Genomic DNA, 18,907 nt, shown 5'->3' on the forward strand with positions numbered 1-18,907 from the left:
GACGTGGTGAGCGAGGTTCACGGCTGGCTGCGTGCCCAGGCGCAGGCCGCGCTCGCCGCAGGCGTTCCGGACGCGCTGCTGGACCCCGGCATCGGGTTCGGGAAAACGCTGGAGCACAACCTCGCCCTGCTGCGCGCCCTGCCGGATCTGACAGCCGGCCCCCACCCGGTTCTGGTGGCCGCCAGCCGCAAACGCCTGATCGACTTTATCGCACGGGTCCCTGATCCGGCCGACCGGGACCCAGGGACGCTGGCCGTACACCTGCACGCGGCGCGGCACGGCGCCGCCGTCGTGCGCGCCCACGCTGCCGGTGCACACGTGCAGGCCCTGCGCGTGCAGAGCGCCCTGGGGCAGGCAGGCGTGCACTAGACTCGTTGGTGATGAGGGAACGAGCATGAGCCGCGTTGTTCTGCAGGGCCTGGAATTTCACGCACGGCACGGCGTATACGACACCGAAGGCGTGCTGGGCGCCCGGTTCGTGGTGGACGCCGAACTGCACTACGCCTTCGCTGGCCTGACCGACCACCTGAGTGAAGCGGTGAACTACGCCGAGGTGTACGCCGCCATTCAGGAGGAGGTCACCGTGCCCCGCCACCAGCTGATCGAGGTGCTCACCGACCGGATTGCCCGCCGCGTGCTGCGCGACCAGCCGCGGCTCGCAGCGGTCACGGTGCGGGTGCACAAACCCTTCGCGCCGCTGCCCGGCGTCTTCCGAGACGTCTACGCGGAACTCAGGCTCAATCGCGATGACCTGTGACGGTTCCGGCGCCAGGCACCGACGCCACCATCGCGCTGGGCGCCAACCTGGGTGACCCACTGAGCACCCTGCGCGGCGCCGCAGCTGCCCTGTCCCGCCTCGGCACAGTCAGTGCCTGGTCCCGCCTGTACCGCACCGCCCCCGTCGGCGGCCCTCCCGGGCAGCCGGACTACCTGAACGCCGCCGTGCTGCTGCGCACCACCCTGCCCGCCCGGGACCTCCTGCGGGGCCTGCACAGCCTGGAAGCCCAGGCGGGCCGGCAGCGCCGCGAACGCTGGGAGGCCCGCGTGCTGGACCTGGACCTCATTACCTACGGCACCCTGGTGCACACCACAGCGGACCTGACCGTGCCGCACCCCCGCGCCTGGGACCGCGCGTTCGTCCTGGCCCCCCTCAATGACCTGAACCCGCACCTGCCGCACCCCCGGACCGGGGAGACCGTCGCGGCCGCCCTGGCCCGCGCGGACCGCCGCGGCCTGCAGGTGCACGCGGACACCTGGTTCCCCGCGCAATAGCCGGACACTGTTGTGACGCGCGCCGTTCCAGGCATGCCGGGGCGCTATGCTGGAGAGCGACATGAGCGAGCACACCAAATCCACCAGCCACGGAGGCGCTGGCCGCGCGCTGCTGTGGGTCGCGATCCTCCTGACGCTGGCCCTGCTGAGCTTCGTCACGGCCACCGCCGTGCGCCACAACCCCATCTACAGTGACCGGGACGCCAACGGCATCAGCAAGTACCGGTTCATCGAGGAGTGCAAGGAAATCGCCGAGGACAGCGAGGCCCTCACGGTCGGCGCCATGGGCCAGACGATTCCCCTGAAGACCCTGGTGGAGCAGAGCAGCCCCCTCAAGACGGGCGACGAACTGCGCGCCACCCTGGACGCTGAACCGCGCGAGATCATCAAGGCCACGCAGACCGTCGAGGGCGGCGGCTGGACCCTGACGGCTCCGGCGGCCATCTCCATTCATAACGGCGCCCGCGTGAGCACCCTCGGGCAGCTGCCCATGGCCTGCACACACGACAAGAAGACCGGCAAGACCACCGCCACCCTGAACCTGCCTGGCCAGTAACCTCAGGACCCAGAGCGCAGGCCCCGGCAATCACGTGCCGGGGCCTGCGCTCTGGGTCTTAAGGCAGGCCTGAGCGCCCAGCCGGCCGAGTTGACCTACATCACCACGTCCAGGCCGCTGAGACACTCCTCCGCAATAGCCCGCGCCAGCGGATCACGGGTGCTGCGCGCATAACTGACGCCCAACTGCAGGTGCCGCTGGCTGCCCTGCCCGCCCAGCAGTTCCAGCGTCTGGTAGAACGCCAGGTGGGTGTGCGCCAGCAGCACGTCCCGCGTCCGCTCGGGCGGCAGCACCGCCAGCAGGTCGAGCGCCTCGCCGTACAGCCGCAGCGCCCGGTCCTGGTCGCCCTCCACGGCGCTGTCCCGCCCCAGCTGCAGGGCGCGGGCCGCAGACAGGTACGCGCTTCGCATGCCCGGGATTCTAGCGCGCCGCTGCGGCCGCCGCTGCCCGTCAGGTGTCAGGGCCTGCGCTGAACAGGGCGGAAGACGCCGCACCTCATGAACGAAAGCCGGAGGAGATGCGGCCCTCACTCCACGGGGTGCACGGCCAGTACGCCGGCCGCGGCTGAACCGTCGATGGTCAGGACCTCCAGCCGGCACGGCAGGTCGTCCCGGCCCAGCTCGCGTGTCAGGTAGGCCAGTGCGGCCCGCTGCATCAGGGTCAGTTTGCGCGCCGTGACGGACTCGGCCGCCGACCCGAAGCGCGCCCCACGCCGCTGGCGCACCTCCGTGAACACCAGCGTGCCGTCCGCCTCCCTGGACACCAGATCAATCTCCCCACCTGGAATGCGGTAATTGCGGGCCACGATCACCCGCCCCAGCGTCCCCAGGTGCGCCTCGGCGCGGTCCTCGGCGTCGGCGCCCTTCATGCCCCCGCCCGTCCGCTCAGGCGAGCCACGCGGCCCAGCCCGTAAAGTCCGGCACCGCCAGCGTCGCCCCGGCCGCCCGCAGGGCCGACTCAGGCGCCGTGGTCGTCAGGGCCACCACCCGGCACCCCGCGCCCGCCGCGCTGCGCACCCCGTTGACGGCGTCCTCATGCGCCAGGCATTCCGCAGCGTTCAGGCCAAGCCGCTGGGCCCCCAGCAGGAACGGCTCCGGGTGCGGTTTACCCCTCGTGACGTCCTCCCCCAGCACCCGCGTGCGGAAGCGCGCTCCGAATCCCAGCTGCTCCATGCCGAACGCCACGTTCACCGCGTCGGCACTCGTGACCAGCGCGAACGGAATGCCCCGCTCATCCAGGGCGTCCAGGTAAGCGCTCAGGCCCCGCACCTCCCGCAGCGCCCCCGCCGCCAGGGTGCGGTAGCGGCCTTCCTTCGCCTCGTGGAACCGGGCGGCCAGCGCGTCATCCGGGTAGACCCCGGTGAGCCGCTCAAGAATCTCCGGATTGCGCCCCCCATCCACCTTGGTGTCCAGATCCTCCTCGGTCAGGGCCAGACCCAGTTCCTCCAGCGCAACCTCCTGCCACGCCCGCCGGTGGTGCAGGTTGTTCGCGGTAAGCACGCCGTCCATGTCGAACAGCACCCCCGCCGGCCGCCACGGCCACACGCTCACCCGGCCTCCGGGCCGTGTCCAAGTTCACCCAGCAGCTCCCGGTACAGCCGCGCGGCGTCCCGGCGCACGTCATCCAGCGAGGCGTCCTCATCCGCGAATTCCACCGCGGTCTCCAGCGCCGCTTCCAGCACCGCGGCGTAGATCGGCCACCGGCCCCCCGGCCCGTCCTCCGCCGGGCGGTGCTCGGCCTCATCCTCGGGCTCCATGGGCTCCCCGTCCAGGACCCGCAGGGCCGACTCGGCCGCAACCCGCTCGGCGTCCTTCTTGCTGCGGCCCGCACCGCCCTCACCCAGCAGCTCCCCGCCGATCCGGATGGTCACGTGGAACACCCGCTCGTGCGGGGGTCCGTCGGTCGTCACGTCAAACACCGGCGCGCCCAGCCCCAAACTCATGGCGCGCGCAATCAGGTCACCCTTCGCGTTCATGAAGTCAGCCTACCCGTGCAGGCCCGGCAGGCGCTACGCTCGGCGCATGCGGCGAACCTTATGGCTCCTGGTCCTGACCCTCAGCGCCGCCCTGGCCCAGCCCGCCCCGCTGCCCCGCCCCCCAGCAGCCGGCCCACTCATCCGCCCCGGGCAGGTGTGGACGCTGAGGGGCACCACCGCCGACGGCGAGCAGTTCCAGAGCACCCTGCGCCTCTCGGCCGGTGTGCCCACCACGCCCGGCACGTACCGCGCCGACCGGGGCGTGCTGCTGCTTGACGAGCAGGCCGCCACCCTGATTGCCCTGGACCTCAAAGACGCCCGGAACGGTGGCGTAGGGCTCGCCTGCGCCGTGACCCTCACGCCCACCGCACCCGCCCTGAGGGGCGTGCTGGCCGCCGGGCCCCTGGCCGACCTGCCGGGCCGGCTGGAAGCGGCCCTGGCCGTATTGAGCGTCACCCACACCCCGGACGAGCAGGCGCAGGCCATCCGCGAACTGAAGCTCGGCACCTGCACCCTCCACCTGAACCCCTGACCCGCCTGGCGCGCAGACCGGAGAACAGGAGTGTGCCGTCCCCCGGTCCGCGGCGGCCGACACATACAGTTCCAGGTGCTCCTCTCACCAGCCGGTCTGCGAAATGGCTGCCCTGGGCGGCTCATGGCCTATGGCAATGACGCGCAGGGCAGTGACGCGTGGTGCACCCAGCAGGCGGGCGGTGAAGGCAGGTTGCCCTGCTGCCCCGCACCCACAACATGACCATCCTGCCTCTGCGTACGCCCGCGAACTCCTCCCCGGAGTGCTCAGAAAATGTTGGAGAGCAGTAGCGATTGATCGTCACTCGAGCCGTCTGTCGGCCGCACGAGGCTGAACGTTGGCCTGCAGGACCTGCGCCTTTTCTGCGGCCGGGCCGTTCGGTTTCTCACCCCGGTTCACTGCGCGGTGTTCCCCCTGTGGCCTCGCGGACAGGACATCCGAACGGCCCTGACGCCGGAATCAGCCCACAGTCCCTGGACGCCCACTTCCGCACGTCGTTCCTGGCTGCTTTCATGCCCTCGGGGCCTGGTATGGGGCCCAGCCCCATGCCACTTCTGGGGCCGCGGATGAAGTGCAGGCTGGCGAGGCAGAGTGCGCTGGCCGTGAGGCGCACAATCGCGCCGTTGGTGTCAGCAGAGCCGGGTTCGGGAACGTCATCCCGGCGGGTCTCACCGACGCTCTGCCCTCTCACTGGGTTCATCGCTCTTTCCTGCCGGGCAGGCTCCGGCTTCACGCGGCCCCGGCACACAGGAACAGAACCTCAGATTGGCTGCCCCGCGTCAGCGGCGGCCTTTGCGGCGCACCTTCTGCCCGGGCACTGTGGCCTGCTGGAATTCCTTCCCCTGCAGCTTCGCCTCGATGGCGCGGATCTGGTCGCGCAGGCTCGCGGCCCGCTCGAAGTCCAGGTCCTCGCTGGCCTGCCACATGTCGAGTTCCAGGTCCGTGAGCTGGGTGGTGAGGGCGTCACGGTCGTCGCCGACCGTCGCGTCGCTGATCTCGGTGGGCTGCTCCTCACCGCGGATCACGTCGCGCACGCCCTTGATGATGGTGGTGGGCGTGATCCCGTGCTCCTCGTTGTACGCCATCTGCTTCTCACGGCGGCGCTGCGTCTCGTCCATCGCGTAGCGCATGGCGGGCGTGATGGTGTCCCCGTACAGGATGACCTCGCCGTGCACGTTGCGCGCCGCGCGCCCGATCGTCTGGATCAGGGCGCGTTCGCTGCGCAGGAAGCCGGGCTTGTCCGCGTCGAGGATGGCCACCAGGGACACCTCGGGCAGGTCCAGGCCCTCACGCAGCAGGTTGATGCCGACCAGCACGTCGTAGTGCCCCAGGCGCAGGTCGCGGATGATCACCTGGCGTTCCACCGAGTCGATGTCACTGTGCATGTACCGGGCCTTCACGCCTTTCTCGAGCAGGTACTCGGTGAGGTCCTCGGACATCCGCTTGGTGAGGGTGGTGACCAGGGTGCGTTCGCCCCTGGCGCTGCGGTCCCGCACGCGGCCCAGCAGGTCCTCGATCTGGCCGTTGATGGGCCGCACGGTGACGGGCGGGTCCACCAGGCCCGTGGGGCGGATGATCTGGTCGGCGATGCTGTCGCTGTGCTCCCGCTCGAACGCGCCGGGGGTGGCCGACACGAACACCGTCTGTCCGGTCTTCGCGAGGAACTCGTCGAAGTTCAGAGGGCGGTTGTCCATGGCAGAGGGCAGCCGGAAGCCGTAATCCACGAGGGTCTGTTTGCGGGCGCGGTCCCCGTTGGCCATGCCGCCGATCTGCGGAACGGTGACGTGCGATTCGTCAATGAAGGTCAGGAAGTCATCGGGGAAGTAGTCCAGCATGGTGTACGGCGTGGCGCCGGTCGCGCGGCCATCAATGTGACGGGAGTAGTTCTCGATCCCGGAGCAGTACCCGAGGACCTTCAGCATTTCCAGGTCGTAGAGGGTGCGTTCTTTCAGCCGCTGGGCTTCAAGAAGTTTGCCCACCGAACTGAAGTACTCGAGCCGTTCATCGAGTTCCTGCTGAATGGTCACGATGGCGCGCTCGATGTTCCCGGCACTGCTCACGTAATGCTTGGCGGGGTACACGACCGTGGCGTCCAGATCCGCAAGGCGGTCCCCGGTGAGGGGGTGCACCACACTGATGCGTTCCACGTCGTCCCCCCACAGTTCGATCCGCAGAGGCTGCTCGTCGTACGCGGGCCAGACGGTCACGATCTCGCCCTTCACGCTGAAACGCCCGGGCATGAGTTCAATGTCGTTGCGTTCGTACTGCATGTTCACCAGCCGCGCCAGCAGTTCGTCGCGGGGCATGCTGCCGCCCTTTTTCAGGATGGCATTGAGCGCGGTGTACTCTTTCGGGTCGCCCAGGCCGTAGATGCACGACACGCTGGCCACGACGATGGTGTCGCGCCGCGTGAGCAGACTGCGGGTGGTGGAGTGCCGCAGTCGCTCGATCTCCTGGTTCACGCTGGCGTCTTTCTCGATGAACAGGTCCTTGCCCGGCACGTACGCCTCGGGCTGGTAGTAGTCGTAGTACGAGATGAAGAACTCCACCGCGGCGTCCGGGAAGAACTCCCGGAATTCACTGGCGAGCTGCGCCGTGAGGATCTTGTTGGGCGCCATGATCAGCGCGGGCCGCTGCGTCTCCTCAATGACCTTCGCCATGGCGTAGGTCTTGCCGGTGCCGGTCGCGCCGAGCAGCGTCTGGAAGCGCAGACCCGAGTCGAGGCCGTCCACCAGGGAACGGATCGCGGTGGGCTGGTCACCTGAGGGTTGAAACGCGGACTTGACGTTGAGCATGAAACCTCCGGCGAAGCAGGGAAGAGAGGACGGCGCGCGGGCCGAACGAATCTCCCTATATTACGCCCTGGACGTAAGTGAACTGTAGGCCGGATGGCTGAAGGGAACCTTGACCGAAAGTACCTGCCCTGACCCGCGCGCGTGACCTCAGCTGGCTCACCGCTGGCCTTCAATTTCGCGCGCATCCTCGTCCACCTGAGTGACCGTAGCGGCGGCCGAACCATGCTGCCGCTCGTCCGGGTCGGCCTGCACCCGGAAGACGTGCTCCTCGCGTTCGACCCCAGCCTTGAATGGGTGTTCCTGGTGTGTGCCGGCCGGCATCACCGACGCGAGCCTGACCTGCCGCTCAGGGCGGTGGGTGCACCTCGGCCAGCGCGCCTTCCTGACCGGTGCCGCGCAGGACCTCGTCGGCAACCCCCAGAAACGCCCGGACGACGGGGCTGCGGCCGTCCCCGCGCCGCCATACGGCCACGATCTCCACCGTGGGGGCGTCCTCGACCGGACGGTACACCACGCCCGGCAGGGACAGCCGGCTGAAGAATTCAATGGGAAGGAACACCCCGACGCCCGCGGCCACCAGGGACAGCAGCGTGGGCACCTCAATGGCCTCCTGCACCACGTGCGGCGTGAAGTGCGCGCCGGCGCACCAGCGCATCACCTGATCGAAGTACGTCGCGCGGATCTGCCTGGGGAAGAACACAAACGGCTCGTGGCGCAGGTCACTGATCTTCAGGCGGCGTTTGCGGGCCAGCGGGTGCGCGGCAGGAAGCGCCGCCACGAGCGGCTGACGCCACAGGGCGCGTGATTCCAGCGTCGGGTCACGCACCGGGAGCAGCATCAGGCCAATGTCCGCCTGGTGCCCGCGCAGGGCGGGCTCCTGTTCCTGCGCGGTCAGTTCGCGCAGATCCACGCTGACGTTCGGGTACAGCTCGCGGAACCGCCGCACGATCTCCGGCAGGCCCCCGAACGCGAGGCCACTGACAAACCCGATGGTGAGGCGGCCCACCTCGCCTCGCGCGGCCCGCCGGGCACGTTCCACGGTCTGCGAGGCCAGCGCGAGGGTCTCGCGGGCACCCGCCAGAAACTCCTGCCCCGCAGGCGTGAGCTGCACGCGGCGGGTGGTGCGCAGCACGAGCGGCACCCCGACTTCCTCTTCCAGGTTCCGGATGGAGTTGGAGAGGGCCTGCTGCACCACGAACACGCGTTCAGCCGCCCGGCCGAAGTGTTCCTCCTCGGCCAGCGCAACGAAGTGACGCAGGTGACGCAGTTCAATGGTCATGGTGGGGCCGTGGGGCGCGGCGGCCCCCGGGTCATCCCAGCATAGCCCGCGGGCGGCTCGGCGGGCGGCCCGCCCCTTCCGGCCTCACGGGGTGTGCCCGCCCAGGCCGCTCGTTCAGCAGGGGAGATCATGGCCTCGGACGGGGGCCGGGCACCGCTTGCAGGTTCAGGCGGACCCGGCACTGTTCATCAGGGGCAGCCGAACACCCTGGGCGCTGGGCCGGGTGAGCCGCGGTGGGGGCCGCGCAGGCCGGACCGGCGCCTGGGGCCGTGAGCTGAGGCACATCCTGGTGTGAGGTTCAGCGGCGGGGGCGGGGACCTGGAGTCTGTGTTCAGACGAGCGGAAGTATTGGAAGGCTCGTCCGTCGAGGGCCTGCCAGGCCCCCAGAGCCTGAAGGCACTGGCGTGAGGCTCACCCTTGGCCTGCGCGCTGGGGCGGCCTTCACAGGTCCCCTGTTCTGTATGAGACCGTCCTGTCGTCTGTGCTGTTGTCCTGGCCGCTCCCGTTGCCTGGGGCCACCCACCACTGCCAGTGGTGAATCGCATGAGGATTCCCTGTTGGAAGTGTTGAAATTCCGGGCCTATGCTGGGCAGTATGACGAAAACCCCTCCCAACCGGCCGCCGCGCGCCACCATGGGCGCGCAGGAGCGGCAGCAGCTGAACAGCGTGGAAACCCAGGAGTGGCTGGATTCCCTCGCGTACGTGTTCGCCAATGCCGGCGACAACCGCGCTGCGGAACTTCTGGAGGAACTCGACCACTACGCGTACTTCCACGGGGCGCCCATCACGTTCAAGCAGAACACCCCGTACATCAACACGATTGACGTCGAGGCGCAGCCCGAATACCCCGGCGATCCTGAAATCGAGCGCCGCATCCGCAACATCATCCGCTGGAACGCCGTGGCGATGGTCATCCGGGCCAACAAGCAGAGTGACGGAATCGGCGGCCACCTGAGCACCTACGCCTCGGCGGCCGAGCTGCTCGAGGTGGGCTTCAACCACTTCTTCCGCGGGCATGGCGCCGGCCAGGACCGCGACCTGGTGTTCTATCAGGGACACGCCAGCCCCGGCGTGTACGCCCGTTCCTTCCTGGAGGGCCGTTTCGACGAGGCCCGCATGAACCGCTTCCGGCGCGAACTGCAGCCTGCCGGTGAAGGCCTCAGTTCCTACCCGCACCCCTGGCTGATGCCCGACTACTGGGAATTCCCGACGGTCAGCATGGGGCTTGGGCCCATTCAGGCGATCTACCAGGCGCGCTTCATCAAGTACCTGGAGAACCGCGAACTGAAACCCAAAGGGGACGCGAAAGTCTGGGCGTTCCTCGGGGACGGCGAGATGGACGAACCGCAGAGCATCGGTGCCATCCGCTTCGCGGCGTACGAGAACCTCGACAACCTGATTTTCGTGCTGAACGCCAACCTCCAGCGGCTCGACGGCCCGGTGCGCGCCAACAGCAAGGTCATTCAGGAGTTCGAGGCGCTGTTCCGCGGCGCCGGCTGGAACGTCATCAAGGTGATCTGGGACGGCAAGTGGGACGAGCTGCTCTCCAAGGACTACAACGGCCACATTGTCAAACGCTTCGAGCTGCTTGTGGACGGCGAATCGCAGCGGTACGCCGCGTTCGGCGGAAAGGAACTGCGCGAGAAGTTCTTCAACACCCCCGAGCTCAAGGCCCTGATTGAAGGCTGGAGCGACGCGGACCTGGAACTCCTGAACCGCGGCGGGCACGACATCAACAAGATCTACGCCGCGTACAAGGCCGCCGTGCAGCACAAGGGCAGCCCCACGATCATCATTCCGCGCACCATCAAGGGCTACGGCCTGGGGGAAAGCGCCCAGGCCCGCAACGTCGCCCACCAGGTCAAGAAACTCGATTTCCACACCCTCAAGGACCTGCGCGACCTGCTGGAACTTCCCCTCACCGATGAGCAGGTCGAGCACCTCGACTACTACCACCCCGGCCCGGACAGTCCCGAGGTGAAGTACGCCCTGGAACGCCGCGCCGCGCTCGGCGGCCTGATTCCGGCCCGGAAGGTCGAGTACCCGCACCCCACCATTCCCAACGGCGAGTTCTACGAGGAGTTCGCCAAGGGCAGCGGCGACCGCGCGGTCAGCACCACCATGGCCGCCGTGCAGATCATCAGCAAACTCCTGCGCGACAAGGAGATCGGCCGTTACATCGTGCCGATCGTGCCGGACGAGGCCCGCACCTTCGGCATGGACGCCCTGGTGCCCCGCATCGGCATCTACTCCCCGCGCGGCCAGACGTACACGCCCGTCGACAGCGGCTCCCTGATGGCCTACAAGGAAAGCGTGAACGGTCAGATGCTCGAAGAAGGCATCACCGAGGACGGCGCCATGGCCTCCTGGATTGCGGCCGGCACCGCCTACGCACACCACGGCGTGCCCACTATCCCGTTCTTCGTGCTGTACTCCATGTTCGGCATGCAGCGCGTCGGTGACCTCGTGTGGGCCGCCGCCGACCAGCGGGCCCGCGGGTTCATTCTCGGCGCCACCGCCGGGCGCACCACCCTCGCCGGTGAGGGCCTGCAGCATCAGGACGGCAACAGCCACCTTCAGGCGTACGTCGTGCCGAACCTCAAAACCTACGACCCGGCGTTCGCGTACGAACTCGCCGTGATCATCGAGAGCGGCATCCAGCGCATGTACGTGGACGGCATTGACGAGTTCTACTACGTCACCATCGACAACGAGAACGAACTGCAGCCCGCCATGCCCAACGACGGCCGCAGCCACGACGAGATCCGCGAGGGCATCATTCGCGGCCTGTACCGCCTGACCAGAAGTGAGCAGAAGAAACCCAGGCTGCAGGCGCAGATCCTTGCCGGCGGCCCCGCCATGGGCGCCGCGCAGGACGCCGTGAAGATGCTCGAGAAGTACGGCGTGGCCGCCGACCTGTGGTCCGTGACCAGCTACAAGGCCCTGCACCAGGACGCCCTGCTCGCCCAGCGCCACAACATGCTGCACCCCACCGAAGAGCCCCGCGTGCCGTACGTCGCGCAGCAGCTCAGCCGCGAGAACGCCCCCGGCGTGCTGATCAGCGTCAGCGATTACATCAAGCTCGGCGCTGACGGCCTGAACGGCCACCTGGACCGCAAACTCTGGACGCTGGGCACCGACGGTTTCGGCCGCAGCGAAGCGCGCGAGGAACTCCGCGACTTCTTCGAGGTGGACGCCCGCCACGTCGTCCTGGCCACCCTGTACGCCCTGCAGCGCGACGGCAGGATCAAGGGCGACGTGGTCGCCCAGGCCATCCGCGACCTCGGCATCGACCCGGAACGCGACGCGCCCGTCCTGCGCTGAGACCTCAGGGCTGACGCGCGGCCCCGGCCCCGCCCTCAGCCCTGAGCTCCCGGCAGTTCATCCTCCCCCTTCCCGAAGGAGCACCCCTGATGGCCACTGAACTGAAACTGCCCGACGTGGGCGACAACATTGAGCAGGGCACCGTCGTGACCGTGCTGGTCAAGGCCGGCGACACCGTGACCGCCGGCCAGCCGATCATCGAAATTGAAACCGACAAAGCCGTCGTGGAAGTTCCCGCCGACACCGGCGGCACCATCGAAGCCGTGAAGGTGAACGTGGGCGACACCGTGAAGGTCGGCGGCGTCATCGCCACCCTCAGCGGCGCAGGCAGCAGCGCCGACAGTGCCACCGGGAACCAGACGCCCGCCCCAGGGACGCCCTCTGCGGAACCGGACGCCCCCGCCACGGCCAGCGACCCTGCCACCGCCAACCGCGTGGCCGCCGCCCAGCAGGTCAACCAGAAGGCGCAGTCAGCGCCAGCGGAGACCGCCAGCCCGGCGGCCAGCGCCCCCGCGCAGGGCGGCGCGCAGATCACCCTGCCCGACGTGGGCGACAACATCGAGCAGGGCACCGTCGTGACCGTGCTGGTCAAGGCCGGCGACGCCGTCAGTGAGGGCCAGCCCGTCATTGAGATCGAAACCGATAAGGCCGTCGTCGAAGTGCCTGCCAACGCCAGCGGCACCGTGCAGAGCGTCAACGTGAACGTCGGTGACACCGTGAAGGTCGGCGGCGTGATCGCCACCCTCGGCGGCGCCCCGGCCGCCGCGCCCGCCCAGAGCACGCCCGCCCAGACCGCGCCCGCGGCCCCAGCCGCCGTTCAGGCGGACCCACCAGTCTCCACGCTGCCCACCGAACGGCCCGCCGCTGCGCAGGCCGGCACGCTCCCGCCCGAACGGGCCCACCCGCCCACGCAGGTGCCCGGCGCTGAGCGGCCCTACAACACCCAGGCGTTCGACGGCCGGCCGGTGATTCCCGCTGCGCCCAGCGTCCGCCGCCTCGCGCGGGAACTTGGCGTGGACATTCACACGGTGCGCGGCACCGGCATTGCCGGCCGCATCAGCGAGGAGGACGTGCGCCGCACCGGCGGCACGCCCACCGTTCCGGCCGCGGCCGCCTCGCCCGCCCCCCAGAGCGCCGGAGCACCCGCTCCGGCCCCCACGCCCGCCGCGACGCCCCTCCCGGACTTCGCGAAGTGGGGCGCCGTGACCCGCGAGGACATGAGCGGCATCCGCAAGGCGACCGTCCGGTCCATGACCGTCAGCACGACAATTCCGATGGTCACGCACTTCGACAAGGCCGACGTGACCGTCATGGAAGAGGTCCGCAAACGCTTCGGCGCCCGCGTGGAGAAGGCCGGCGGGAAGCTCACCATGACCCACATCCTGATGAAGGTCGTGGCGAACGCCCTGCGCAAGTTCCCCAAATTCGGCGCGAGCCTCGACCTGAACGCGCAGCAGGTCATCTACAAGGACTACGTGAACATCGGCGTGGCCGTCGACACGCCCGTGGGCCTGCTCGTTCCGGTGGTCAAGGACGCCGACCGCAAGAGCATCACCGACCTCGTGCTGGAACTGTCCGAGCTGGCCGGCCGGGCCCGTGACCGCAAACTCAAACCCGACGAGATGCAGGGCGCGACCTTCACCATCAGCAACCTCGGCGGGATCGGCGGGCACGCCTTCACACCCATCGTGAACAGCCCCGAAGTGGCCATCCTCGGCGTATCACGCGGCGGCCTGGAACCCGTGTGGAACAAGGAAAAAGGCGAGTTCGAGCCGCGCAACATGCTGCCCCTGAGCCTCACGTACGATCACCGCCTGATTGACGGCGCCGACGCCGCCCGCTTCGTGCGCTTCATCTGCGAAAGCCTGGAAGACCCCTTCCTGATCAGCCTGTAACGCCGGACGCCCAGCTGACCCCCGCCCCCGCACAGGGCGGGGGTTTAGCCTGGGCCTCCTGATCCCCGGACGGCGGCGCACACCCCCGGGCAGGCCCACAGACAGGAAGCAGGGAGACGGGCATGAACGGGCTGCCTACACTGCCCACCCTGACCTGCGAACGGTCTACGCCTGGGTGGCCCGGCGGGGTCTGCACTTGCTCGAACACGAGCCCGGGCTGTTCCAGACGCCGTCGGCGGACGTCCACGCCATGCGGACCGTCTTCACCGGAGTGGAGCGCGTCACGGCCGGGGCCTTCGAGCACTGCACGCACCCCGACGAGCCCCGCCATGTGCCGTTCCGGGACGAGACCCTCGGCGTGCCGGGCCGCTGGCTGATCATGCACCCACTCACGCACGAGTTTCACCACGGGGGCCAGATGCTCACTGTGGGCCGCATGCTGGGCCACCCCTACCTGCCCGGACACTGGCCTGGCCTCTCCCGCACCTGAGGTCCCGCGGGCGCCGGGCCAGATGCGGGCACGCAGCCCACGTCGCCTTCTGAAATTACTTCCCGTGCCGGGTAAGGCGGTACAGAGTGACGCCGTTGCTGACCAGCAGCACCACACACAGCAGCACCATCGGCCACTCCTGCTTCGTGCCGAACCGGATGCCCAGGATGCCCCAGCCGCACATCAGGGCCACAACCAGCCAGACCCGCCATGCGGGTGCGTTCATCGGGAGAACCTCATGCCTTCAGGGTAAAGGCCGGGGGAGGGGCGAGGCGTCCCGGGCCTCACCGGCCGAGACTGGACGCCAGCGCCAGTTTCAGGGCCGCTTCGGCATTCAGGGTGCCGGCGCCGCACGTGCGGGCAGGCTGCGGATCGCACAGCCGGTTCGGGAAAGGTGCCGCGGACCGCGTCAGGTACGAGCGCAGCAGCCCCGGACTGAGCTTCGGCCGAACACCCAGCAGCAGGCTGGCCACGCCAGTCACATGCGGCGCGGCGAAACTCGTGCCGTTCGGGCGGCGCTCCCCGCCACTGCCCGACGAGCTGACGCTCGGCACACCGCGCCGCTCGTCCCCGCCGGGCGCAGCGAGTGCCACCGCGCGGCCCCAGTTGGCGTACGCAGGGCGCAGCCCCGCCTCCGTGACGCTGGTGACCGTCAGAACGTTCCGGCACCCGGCAGGCGAATACCCGGCGGCGTCCTGACCGTCATTCGCCGCGCCGGCAATCACCATGGCCCCCCGGGCCGTCACGGCGTCCACAGCCGCCTGCACGCGCGGGTCGCAGCCGGTCAACGGAATGAAATCCGCGAACAGACTGAGATTCAGCAGTTTCGCCGGGTTGGGGTTTACCGGCACCCCAGGCACGCTCAGGCCCGCCGCCCACTTCAGGCCGTCCACAAGGTCCGGCACCTCGATGGTGCCGTCTACGGCCGCGACGCGCACATGCACCACCCGCGCCTGCGGGTTGATGCCGGCCATGCCGCGCCCATCGTGCGCCGCACCGATCAGGTTCGCAATGACCTCGCCGTGGTACGAGAACTCCCCCACGGCACTGGCGTCCGCGTCGCGGCCTGTGCCGTCTCCGGCCCGGGCGGGCGTGCTCACGAAATCGTAGCCGTTCACGGCCCGGGCGCCCAGTTCGCTGCTGCGCACGAACCCGGTGTCCAGCACCGCCACCGTCACCGGCGCTCCCCGCTCCAGCACCCACGCCTGCGGCATGCGAATCAGATTCAGGTTCCACTGCGCGGGAAACAGCGGATCAGCGGGCGTCACCGGCGCCGGCACAGGAACGGAACCCGGCGCCACCGGCACAAGAGGCGGCGCTGACAGGCGCGGCGCCGGCGCGACCGGCAGGATCTCCGGCAGCACCGGCGCCGGTGAGGGCGCCGCCGGTACACTCTGGGCCGCCTGCACAGGCAGAAGAAGAAACGCGCCGCTCAGCAACAGGGCGTGCAAGGCGCAACGGGCAGTCATCCCCCCAGTGTGCCGCCCGGGCCTGACGCGCACCTGAGGGGCACTTGGGGATACCATCACGCGTATGGAACAGCAGCAGACGGCGCCAGCCCCCGCGTACGCCACGGCGCGGCCTGTCGTGGTGCTCACCGGCGCCTCCAGCGGCATAGGTCGCGCCACCGCCATCGAACTGACTGCCTTGGGGTACGCGCTGGTCCTCGCCGCCCGCCGCGCTGAGCAGCTCGAAGTGTTCGCGCGCCACCTCGACCCCTCCGGCGCCCGCGTCATCGCTGTCCCCACCGACGTCACCGACGACACCTCGCGCCGCGCCCTGATCAGCGCCGCGCACGCCCACTTCGGACGAATTGACGTGCTCATCAACAATGCCGGCGTTACCGTCGAGAAAGGCTGGTGGTGGAACGACCCGGACCCCCTGCGGGTGCTGCGCGTGAACCTCGAATCCCCCATCGAACTCACGCGCCTGATCCTGCCCGAAATGCGCGCCCGGGGCAGCGGACACATCGTGAACATCGGCTCCGTCGCCGGGCGGGCCGCCACGAACGGCATGTACTCCGCGAGTAAGTTCGGCCTCCGCGGCTTCAGCCTGGCGCTGCGGCGCGAACTGCTGGGCAGCGGCGTGCACGTCAGCCTCGTCGCGCCCGGTTTCGTGAAAAGCGAGATGACCGCCAGCGCCCGCCTGCCCATGCCCGGCCCGGACGTCGTGGCGCGCGCCGTGGCCGGCGTTCTGCTCCACCCCCGCGCGGAAGTGATCGTCCCCCGCCTCTACCGCGCACTCGTCTGGCTGGAAACCCTGCTTCCCCACCTCGGTGACCGCATCGTGAAAGGCCTGATCTACCGCCGGTACGACCACAGCCGTGACCCGGACGCCCAGGCCTGACCCCCGCACACCAAGCGGCCGCCCCTGACTCAGAGGCGGCCGCTTGGTGCGTGCGAGGTCGGCTCAGCGGCCGACGCTGTAGCGGACCGTGTCGCTCGTCCAGTTCTGCTGCGGAATCGGCTGCTCGACCGGATTCACCACGATACTCAGCGCCTGCGCCAGCCCACCCTGCGTCTGCGGCTGCACGGTCGCGAACGCCTCGCCCGCACGGTAACTGCTCAGCTCGTCAAGGTTCAGCGGCGTGCGGCTGGCAATCACCAGCACCTTGTTCACGCCACGCGGCCCACTGACGTTGAACACGAAGTGATCGCCAGGCGCCGGGAAGGTGCGCGTCTGCCCGGCCCGGACGAAATGCGTGCCACTCAGGTGATTCGGCAGAATCTGATCGGTGGTGCCGTCCGGGTTGATGTTGAACAGGTACACGTACGCGTCCTCATTCACGGTGGCCCTGATCCTGATGGCGTCCCCCACCCGGTACACCGGGGTCAGGTTCCCACTCGGGTCGCGGTCCACCGACAGGTTCACACTGAGGCTGGTCGGCACCGGATTCACGATGATGCTCTGTGCACTGAGTTTCGGAGCGGCGAAGGCAGGCGCACCCAGGGTGCCAAGAAGAGAAACGGTCAGGGCGATCAGCAAAGCGGGTTTCTTCATGCAGGTCCTCCGGGCCACGCAGACACCCGCTGCAGTCGCCTGAAACGCTGCCGCGTGCTGTAACCCTGAGAACCACCGTACGCCTCCGTCCCTGACGCACGGTGAAGCCAGGCTGACGCAACATGAGGAACATTGCATTTCCTCTCATGAGCCCTATTTATGGGCAGCGGCGAGAAGAAAGAACTGCCTTCCATTTATAGGAAGGCAGTTCGTTGAAAGGAGGTTTAGTTGGTCGTTGCGCAGATCACGTAGGCAGTCAGCAAGGAGCTACCGTTTGCGGCGACACGGACTGCGGTAGCCTTCCAGCTGCTCTGAGTGTCAGGGTAGCTGCCCGACAGAGCGAAGACGCCGTTACCGCCGTTGTTCAGCGTAGCTCCACCACCAATGGCCCTCTTACCTGCGGAGCAGCTGGCCGTAGCAGTGACGGTGTTTTGGTTGCCAGTAATGGCTACGGACGTGCCGGTCACGTACTCATAGCCGCTCACGCCGTTCGTCCCGGCAGGACCCTGGGGACCAACAGGACCAACAGCGCCAGTCGCACCGGTGGCACCAGTCGCGCCGGTGTCACCCTTCTCGCCCTGGAGGCCCTGGGCGCCAGGCGCACCGGTGGCACCAGTGGCGCCGGTGTCACCCTTCTCACCCTGGAGGCCCTGAGCGCCGGTGGCACCAGTGGCGCCGGTGTCACCCTTCTCACCCTGGAGGCCCTGAGCGCCGGTGGCACCAGTGGCGCCGGTGTCGCCCTTCTCGCCCTGGAGGCCCTGAGCGCCGGTGGCACCAGTGGCGCCGGTGTCACCCTTCTCGCCCTGGAGGCCCTGAGCGCCGGTGGCACCAGTGGCGCCGGTGTCGCCCTTCTCGCCCTGGAGGCCCTGGGCGCCAGGCGCACCGGTGGCACCAGTGGCGCCGGTGTCACCCTTCTCGCCCTGGAGGCCCTGAGCGCCGGTGGCGCCGGTCGCACCGACAGCGCCGGTGTCACCCTTCTCGCCCTGGGGACCTTGAGCACCAGTGGCGCCGGTCGCACCGACAGCACCGGTCGCGCCAGTGTCACCCTTCAGGCCCTGAGGCCCCTGAGCGCCAGTCGCGCCAGTTGCACCGACAGCGCCAGTGGCGCCGGTGTCACCCTTCAGGCCCTGGGGGCCCTGAGCGCCAGTGTCACCTTTGGCGCCGGCCGCACCAGTCGCGCCGGTGTCACCTTTGGGTCCCTGGGGACCGACAGGACCAGCAGGGCCCTGGGGGCCAGTGCCGGCCGCGACCCAGGCGAGGGTGCCGTCGGCTTTGTAGGTCAGGGCGTAGCCGGCCTGGGCGGTGTTACTGGTCTTGAGTTTGCTGAAGGTGACGCTGGCATCCTGCAGGCGGGTACCGTCGACGGCGCCGGACTGGGCCGCATTCTGCGCCGCCTGGATGCCGTTGGCGAGGGCGGTGAAGTTGGCGTTGACTTCTTCAGCCTTGATGGGTGTGCCGGCCTTGAACACATAAGCGATCATGCTGGGCGCCTGGTCGGCGGCGAGGCTGCCGGAGATGACGAGGGCGGCTCCGAGGACGGCGGACTTGCTGTCAAGTTTCAGTTTCATGGGAACTCCAAGGCGTGGTCAATGAGGAGGCTTGCCCGTGCGGTATCGCACGGACCCTGCGGGCGGGTGGGTGGCTTACTGCCAGGTGGCGGTGTTCCAGATGGCGGTGTTCCAGCTGCCGGCTTGCCCGTTGGGGGTTTTGCTTCCGCCGCTGCAGGAAGACAGAGCGAGGGTGAGAGTGCCCAGTGCCAGAATCATGTAGAAACGATTCATAAAATCTC

The 18,907-nt window shown here is 68.8% G+C and carries 21 protein-coding genes (1 of these 21 running past the window's edge); 9 read left to right on the plus strand and 12 right to left on the minus strand.

Annotated features, from left to right (window positions below):
* From folP to LAJ19_RS01300, 4 genes are all read left to right on the plus strand, one after another.
* Window positions 1-369 carry the end of a dihydropteroate synthase gene (gene folP, locus LAJ19_RS01285; protein WP_225476534.1) on the plus strand. 501 nt of this gene lie to the left of the window's left edge, so only the last 369 of its 870 coding nucleotides appear in the window; its start codon lies beyond the left edge, outside the window; the stop codon is at window positions 367-369.
* Window positions 370-394: 25 nt separating this feature from the next.
* On the plus strand, window positions 395-757 hold the full coding sequence (gene folB, locus LAJ19_RS01290; RefSeq protein ID WP_225476535.1) for a dihydroneopterin aldolase: 363 nt from the start codon (window positions 395-397) through the stop codon (window positions 755-757).
* The gene (gene folK, locus LAJ19_RS01295; RefSeq protein ID WP_225476536.1) at window positions 754-1,272 is read left to right on the plus strand and encodes a 2-amino-4-hydroxy-6-hydroxymethyldihydropteridine diphosphokinase; all 519 of its coding nucleotides are present in this window, start codon (window positions 754-756) and stop codon (window positions 1,270-1,272) included. The genes folB and folK overlap by 4 nt, the downstream gene beginning before the upstream one ends.
* Before the next feature lie 61 nt (window positions 1,273-1,333).
* Window positions 1,334-1,828, plus strand: coding sequence for a hypothetical protein (locus LAJ19_RS01300; RefSeq protein ID WP_225476537.1), 495 nt, complete (start codon window positions 1,334-1,336; stop codon window positions 1,826-1,828).
* Window positions 1,829-1,923: 95 nt separating this feature from the next.
* On the opposite strand, the gene LAJ19_RS01305 is transcribed toward LAJ19_RS01300, so the two are convergent.
* The 4 genes from LAJ19_RS01305 to LAJ19_RS01320 form a co-directional block, all read right to left on the minus strand.
* A complete protein-coding gene (locus LAJ19_RS01305; RefSeq protein WP_225476538.1) occupies window positions 1,924-2,238 on the minus strand; it encodes a hypothetical protein in 315 nt (104 codons plus the stop codon).
* A gap of 116 nt (window positions 2,239-2,354) precedes the next feature.
* On the minus strand, window positions 2,355-2,696 hold the full coding sequence (locus LAJ19_RS01310) for a YraN family protein (protein ID WP_225476539.1): 342 nt from the start codon (window positions 2,694-2,696) through the stop codon (window positions 2,355-2,357).
* Between the two features lie 16 nt (window positions 2,697-2,712).
* Complete coding sequence (locus tag LAJ19_RS01315; protein WP_349774817.1) at window positions 2,713-3,378, minus strand: HAD family hydrolase; 666 nt, start codon at window positions 3,376-3,378, stop codon at window positions 2,713-2,715.
* Window positions 3,375-3,803, minus strand: a complete 429-nt coding sequence (locus LAJ19_RS01320; protein WP_225476540.1) for a double-stranded RNA binding motif domain-containing protein — start codon at window positions 3,801-3,803, stop codon at window positions 3,375-3,377. The genes LAJ19_RS01315 and LAJ19_RS01320 overlap by 4 nt, the downstream gene beginning before the upstream one ends.
* Before the next feature lie 46 nt (window positions 3,804-3,849).
* On the opposite strand from LAJ19_RS01320, the gene LAJ19_RS01325 reads away from it, so the two are divergent.
* The gene (locus tag LAJ19_RS01325; protein WP_225476541.1) at window positions 3,850-4,335 is read left to right on the plus strand and encodes a hypothetical protein; all 486 of its coding nucleotides are present in this window, start codon (window positions 3,850-3,852) and stop codon (window positions 4,333-4,335) included.
* 779 nt (window positions 4,336-5,114) lie between these two features.
* Here the strand turns inward: LAJ19_RS01325 and uvrB are convergent.
* The 3 genes from uvrB to LAJ19_RS01340 form a co-directional block, all read right to left on the minus strand.
* Window positions 5,115-7,130, minus strand: coding sequence for an excinuclease ABC subunit UvrB (uvrB, locus tag LAJ19_RS01330; RefSeq protein ID WP_225476542.1), 2,016 nt, complete (start codon window positions 7,128-7,130; stop codon window positions 5,115-5,117).
* Window positions 7,131-7,286: 156 nt separating this feature from the next.
* Window positions 7,287-7,451, minus strand: a complete 165-nt coding sequence (locus LAJ19_RS01335) for a hypothetical protein (RefSeq protein WP_225476543.1) — start codon at window positions 7,449-7,451, stop codon at window positions 7,287-7,289.
* Between the two features lie 25 nt (window positions 7,452-7,476).
* The gene (locus tag LAJ19_RS01340; RefSeq protein ID WP_225477903.1) at window positions 7,477-8,403 is read right to left on the minus strand and encodes a LysR substrate-binding domain-containing protein; all 927 of its coding nucleotides are present in this window, start codon (window positions 8,401-8,403) and stop codon (window positions 7,477-7,479) included.
* Between the two features lie 600 nt (window positions 8,404-9,003).
* On the opposite strand from LAJ19_RS01340, the gene aceE reads away from it, so the two are divergent.
* The 3 genes from aceE (at window position 9,004) to LAJ19_RS01355 (ending at window position 14,118) form a co-directional block, all read left to right on the plus strand.
* The gene (gene aceE, locus LAJ19_RS01345; RefSeq protein ID WP_225476544.1) at window positions 9,004-11,733 is read left to right on the plus strand and encodes a pyruvate dehydrogenase (acetyl-transferring), homodimeric type; all 2,730 of its coding nucleotides are present in this window, start codon (window positions 9,004-9,006) and stop codon (window positions 11,731-11,733) included.
* Between the two features lie 89 nt (window positions 11,734-11,822).
* The gene (gene aceF / locus LAJ19_RS01350; protein ID WP_225476545.1) at window positions 11,823-13,628 is read left to right on the plus strand and encodes a dihydrolipoyllysine-residue acetyltransferase; all 1,806 of its coding nucleotides are present in this window, start codon (window positions 11,823-11,825) and stop codon (window positions 13,626-13,628) included.
* A 196-nt stretch (window positions 13,629-13,824) separates the two neighbouring features.
* Window positions 13,825-14,118 (plus strand): DinB family protein, encoded by a 294-nt coding sequence (locus LAJ19_RS01355; RefSeq protein ID WP_225476546.1) that lies wholly within the window; start codon window positions 13,825-13,827, stop codon window positions 14,116-14,118.
* 55 nt (window positions 14,119-14,173) lie between these two features.
* Here the strand turns inward: LAJ19_RS01355 and LAJ19_RS01360 are convergent, their stop codons facing one another.
* Window positions 14,174-14,344 (minus strand): hypothetical protein, encoded by a 171-nt coding sequence (locus tag LAJ19_RS01360; RefSeq protein ID WP_225476547.1) that lies wholly within the window; start codon window positions 14,342-14,344, stop codon window positions 14,174-14,176.
* A 58-nt stretch (window positions 14,345-14,402) separates the two neighbouring features.
* Entirely contained in the window at window positions 14,403-15,587 is a 1,185-nt protein-coding gene (locus LAJ19_RS01365) for a S8 family serine peptidase (protein WP_225476548.1), read from the minus strand.
* Window positions 15,588-15,651: 64 nt separating this feature from the next.
* Between LAJ19_RS01365 and LAJ19_RS01370 the strand changes: the two genes are divergently transcribed.
* Window positions 15,652-16,464, plus strand: coding sequence for an SDR family NAD(P)-dependent oxidoreductase (locus tag LAJ19_RS01370; protein ID WP_225476549.1), 813 nt, complete (start codon window positions 15,652-15,654; stop codon window positions 16,462-16,464).
* Between the two features lie 63 nt (window positions 16,465-16,527).
* Here LAJ19_RS01370 and LAJ19_RS01375 read toward each other — a convergent pair whose 3' ends face one another.
* From LAJ19_RS01375 to LAJ19_RS01385, 3 genes are all read right to left on the minus strand, one after another.
* Window positions 16,528-17,118 carry a DUF4384 domain-containing protein gene (locus tag LAJ19_RS01375; RefSeq protein WP_225476550.1) on the minus strand — a complete coding sequence of 197 codons (591 nt, stop codon included), beginning with the start codon at window positions 17,116-17,118 and terminating at the stop codon, window positions 16,528-16,530.
* Window positions 17,119-17,342: 224 nt separating this feature from the next.
* Window positions 17,343-18,686 (minus strand): collagen-like domain-containing protein, encoded by a 1,344-nt coding sequence (locus tag LAJ19_RS21845; protein WP_285892300.1) that lies wholly within the window; start codon window positions 18,684-18,686, stop codon window positions 17,343-17,345.
* A 75-nt stretch (window positions 18,687-18,761) separates the two neighbouring features.
* Entirely contained in the window at window positions 18,762-18,899 is a 138-nt protein-coding gene (locus LAJ19_RS01385) for a hypothetical protein (protein WP_225523278.1), read from the minus strand.
* Window positions 18,900-18,907: the final 8 nt, after the last annotated feature.

This window comes from Deinococcus taeanensis (assembly GCF_020229735.1).
In the GTDB taxonomy this organism is placed as follows: Bacteria; Deinococcota; Deinococci; order Deinococcales; family Deinococcaceae; genus Deinococcus; species Deinococcus taeanensis.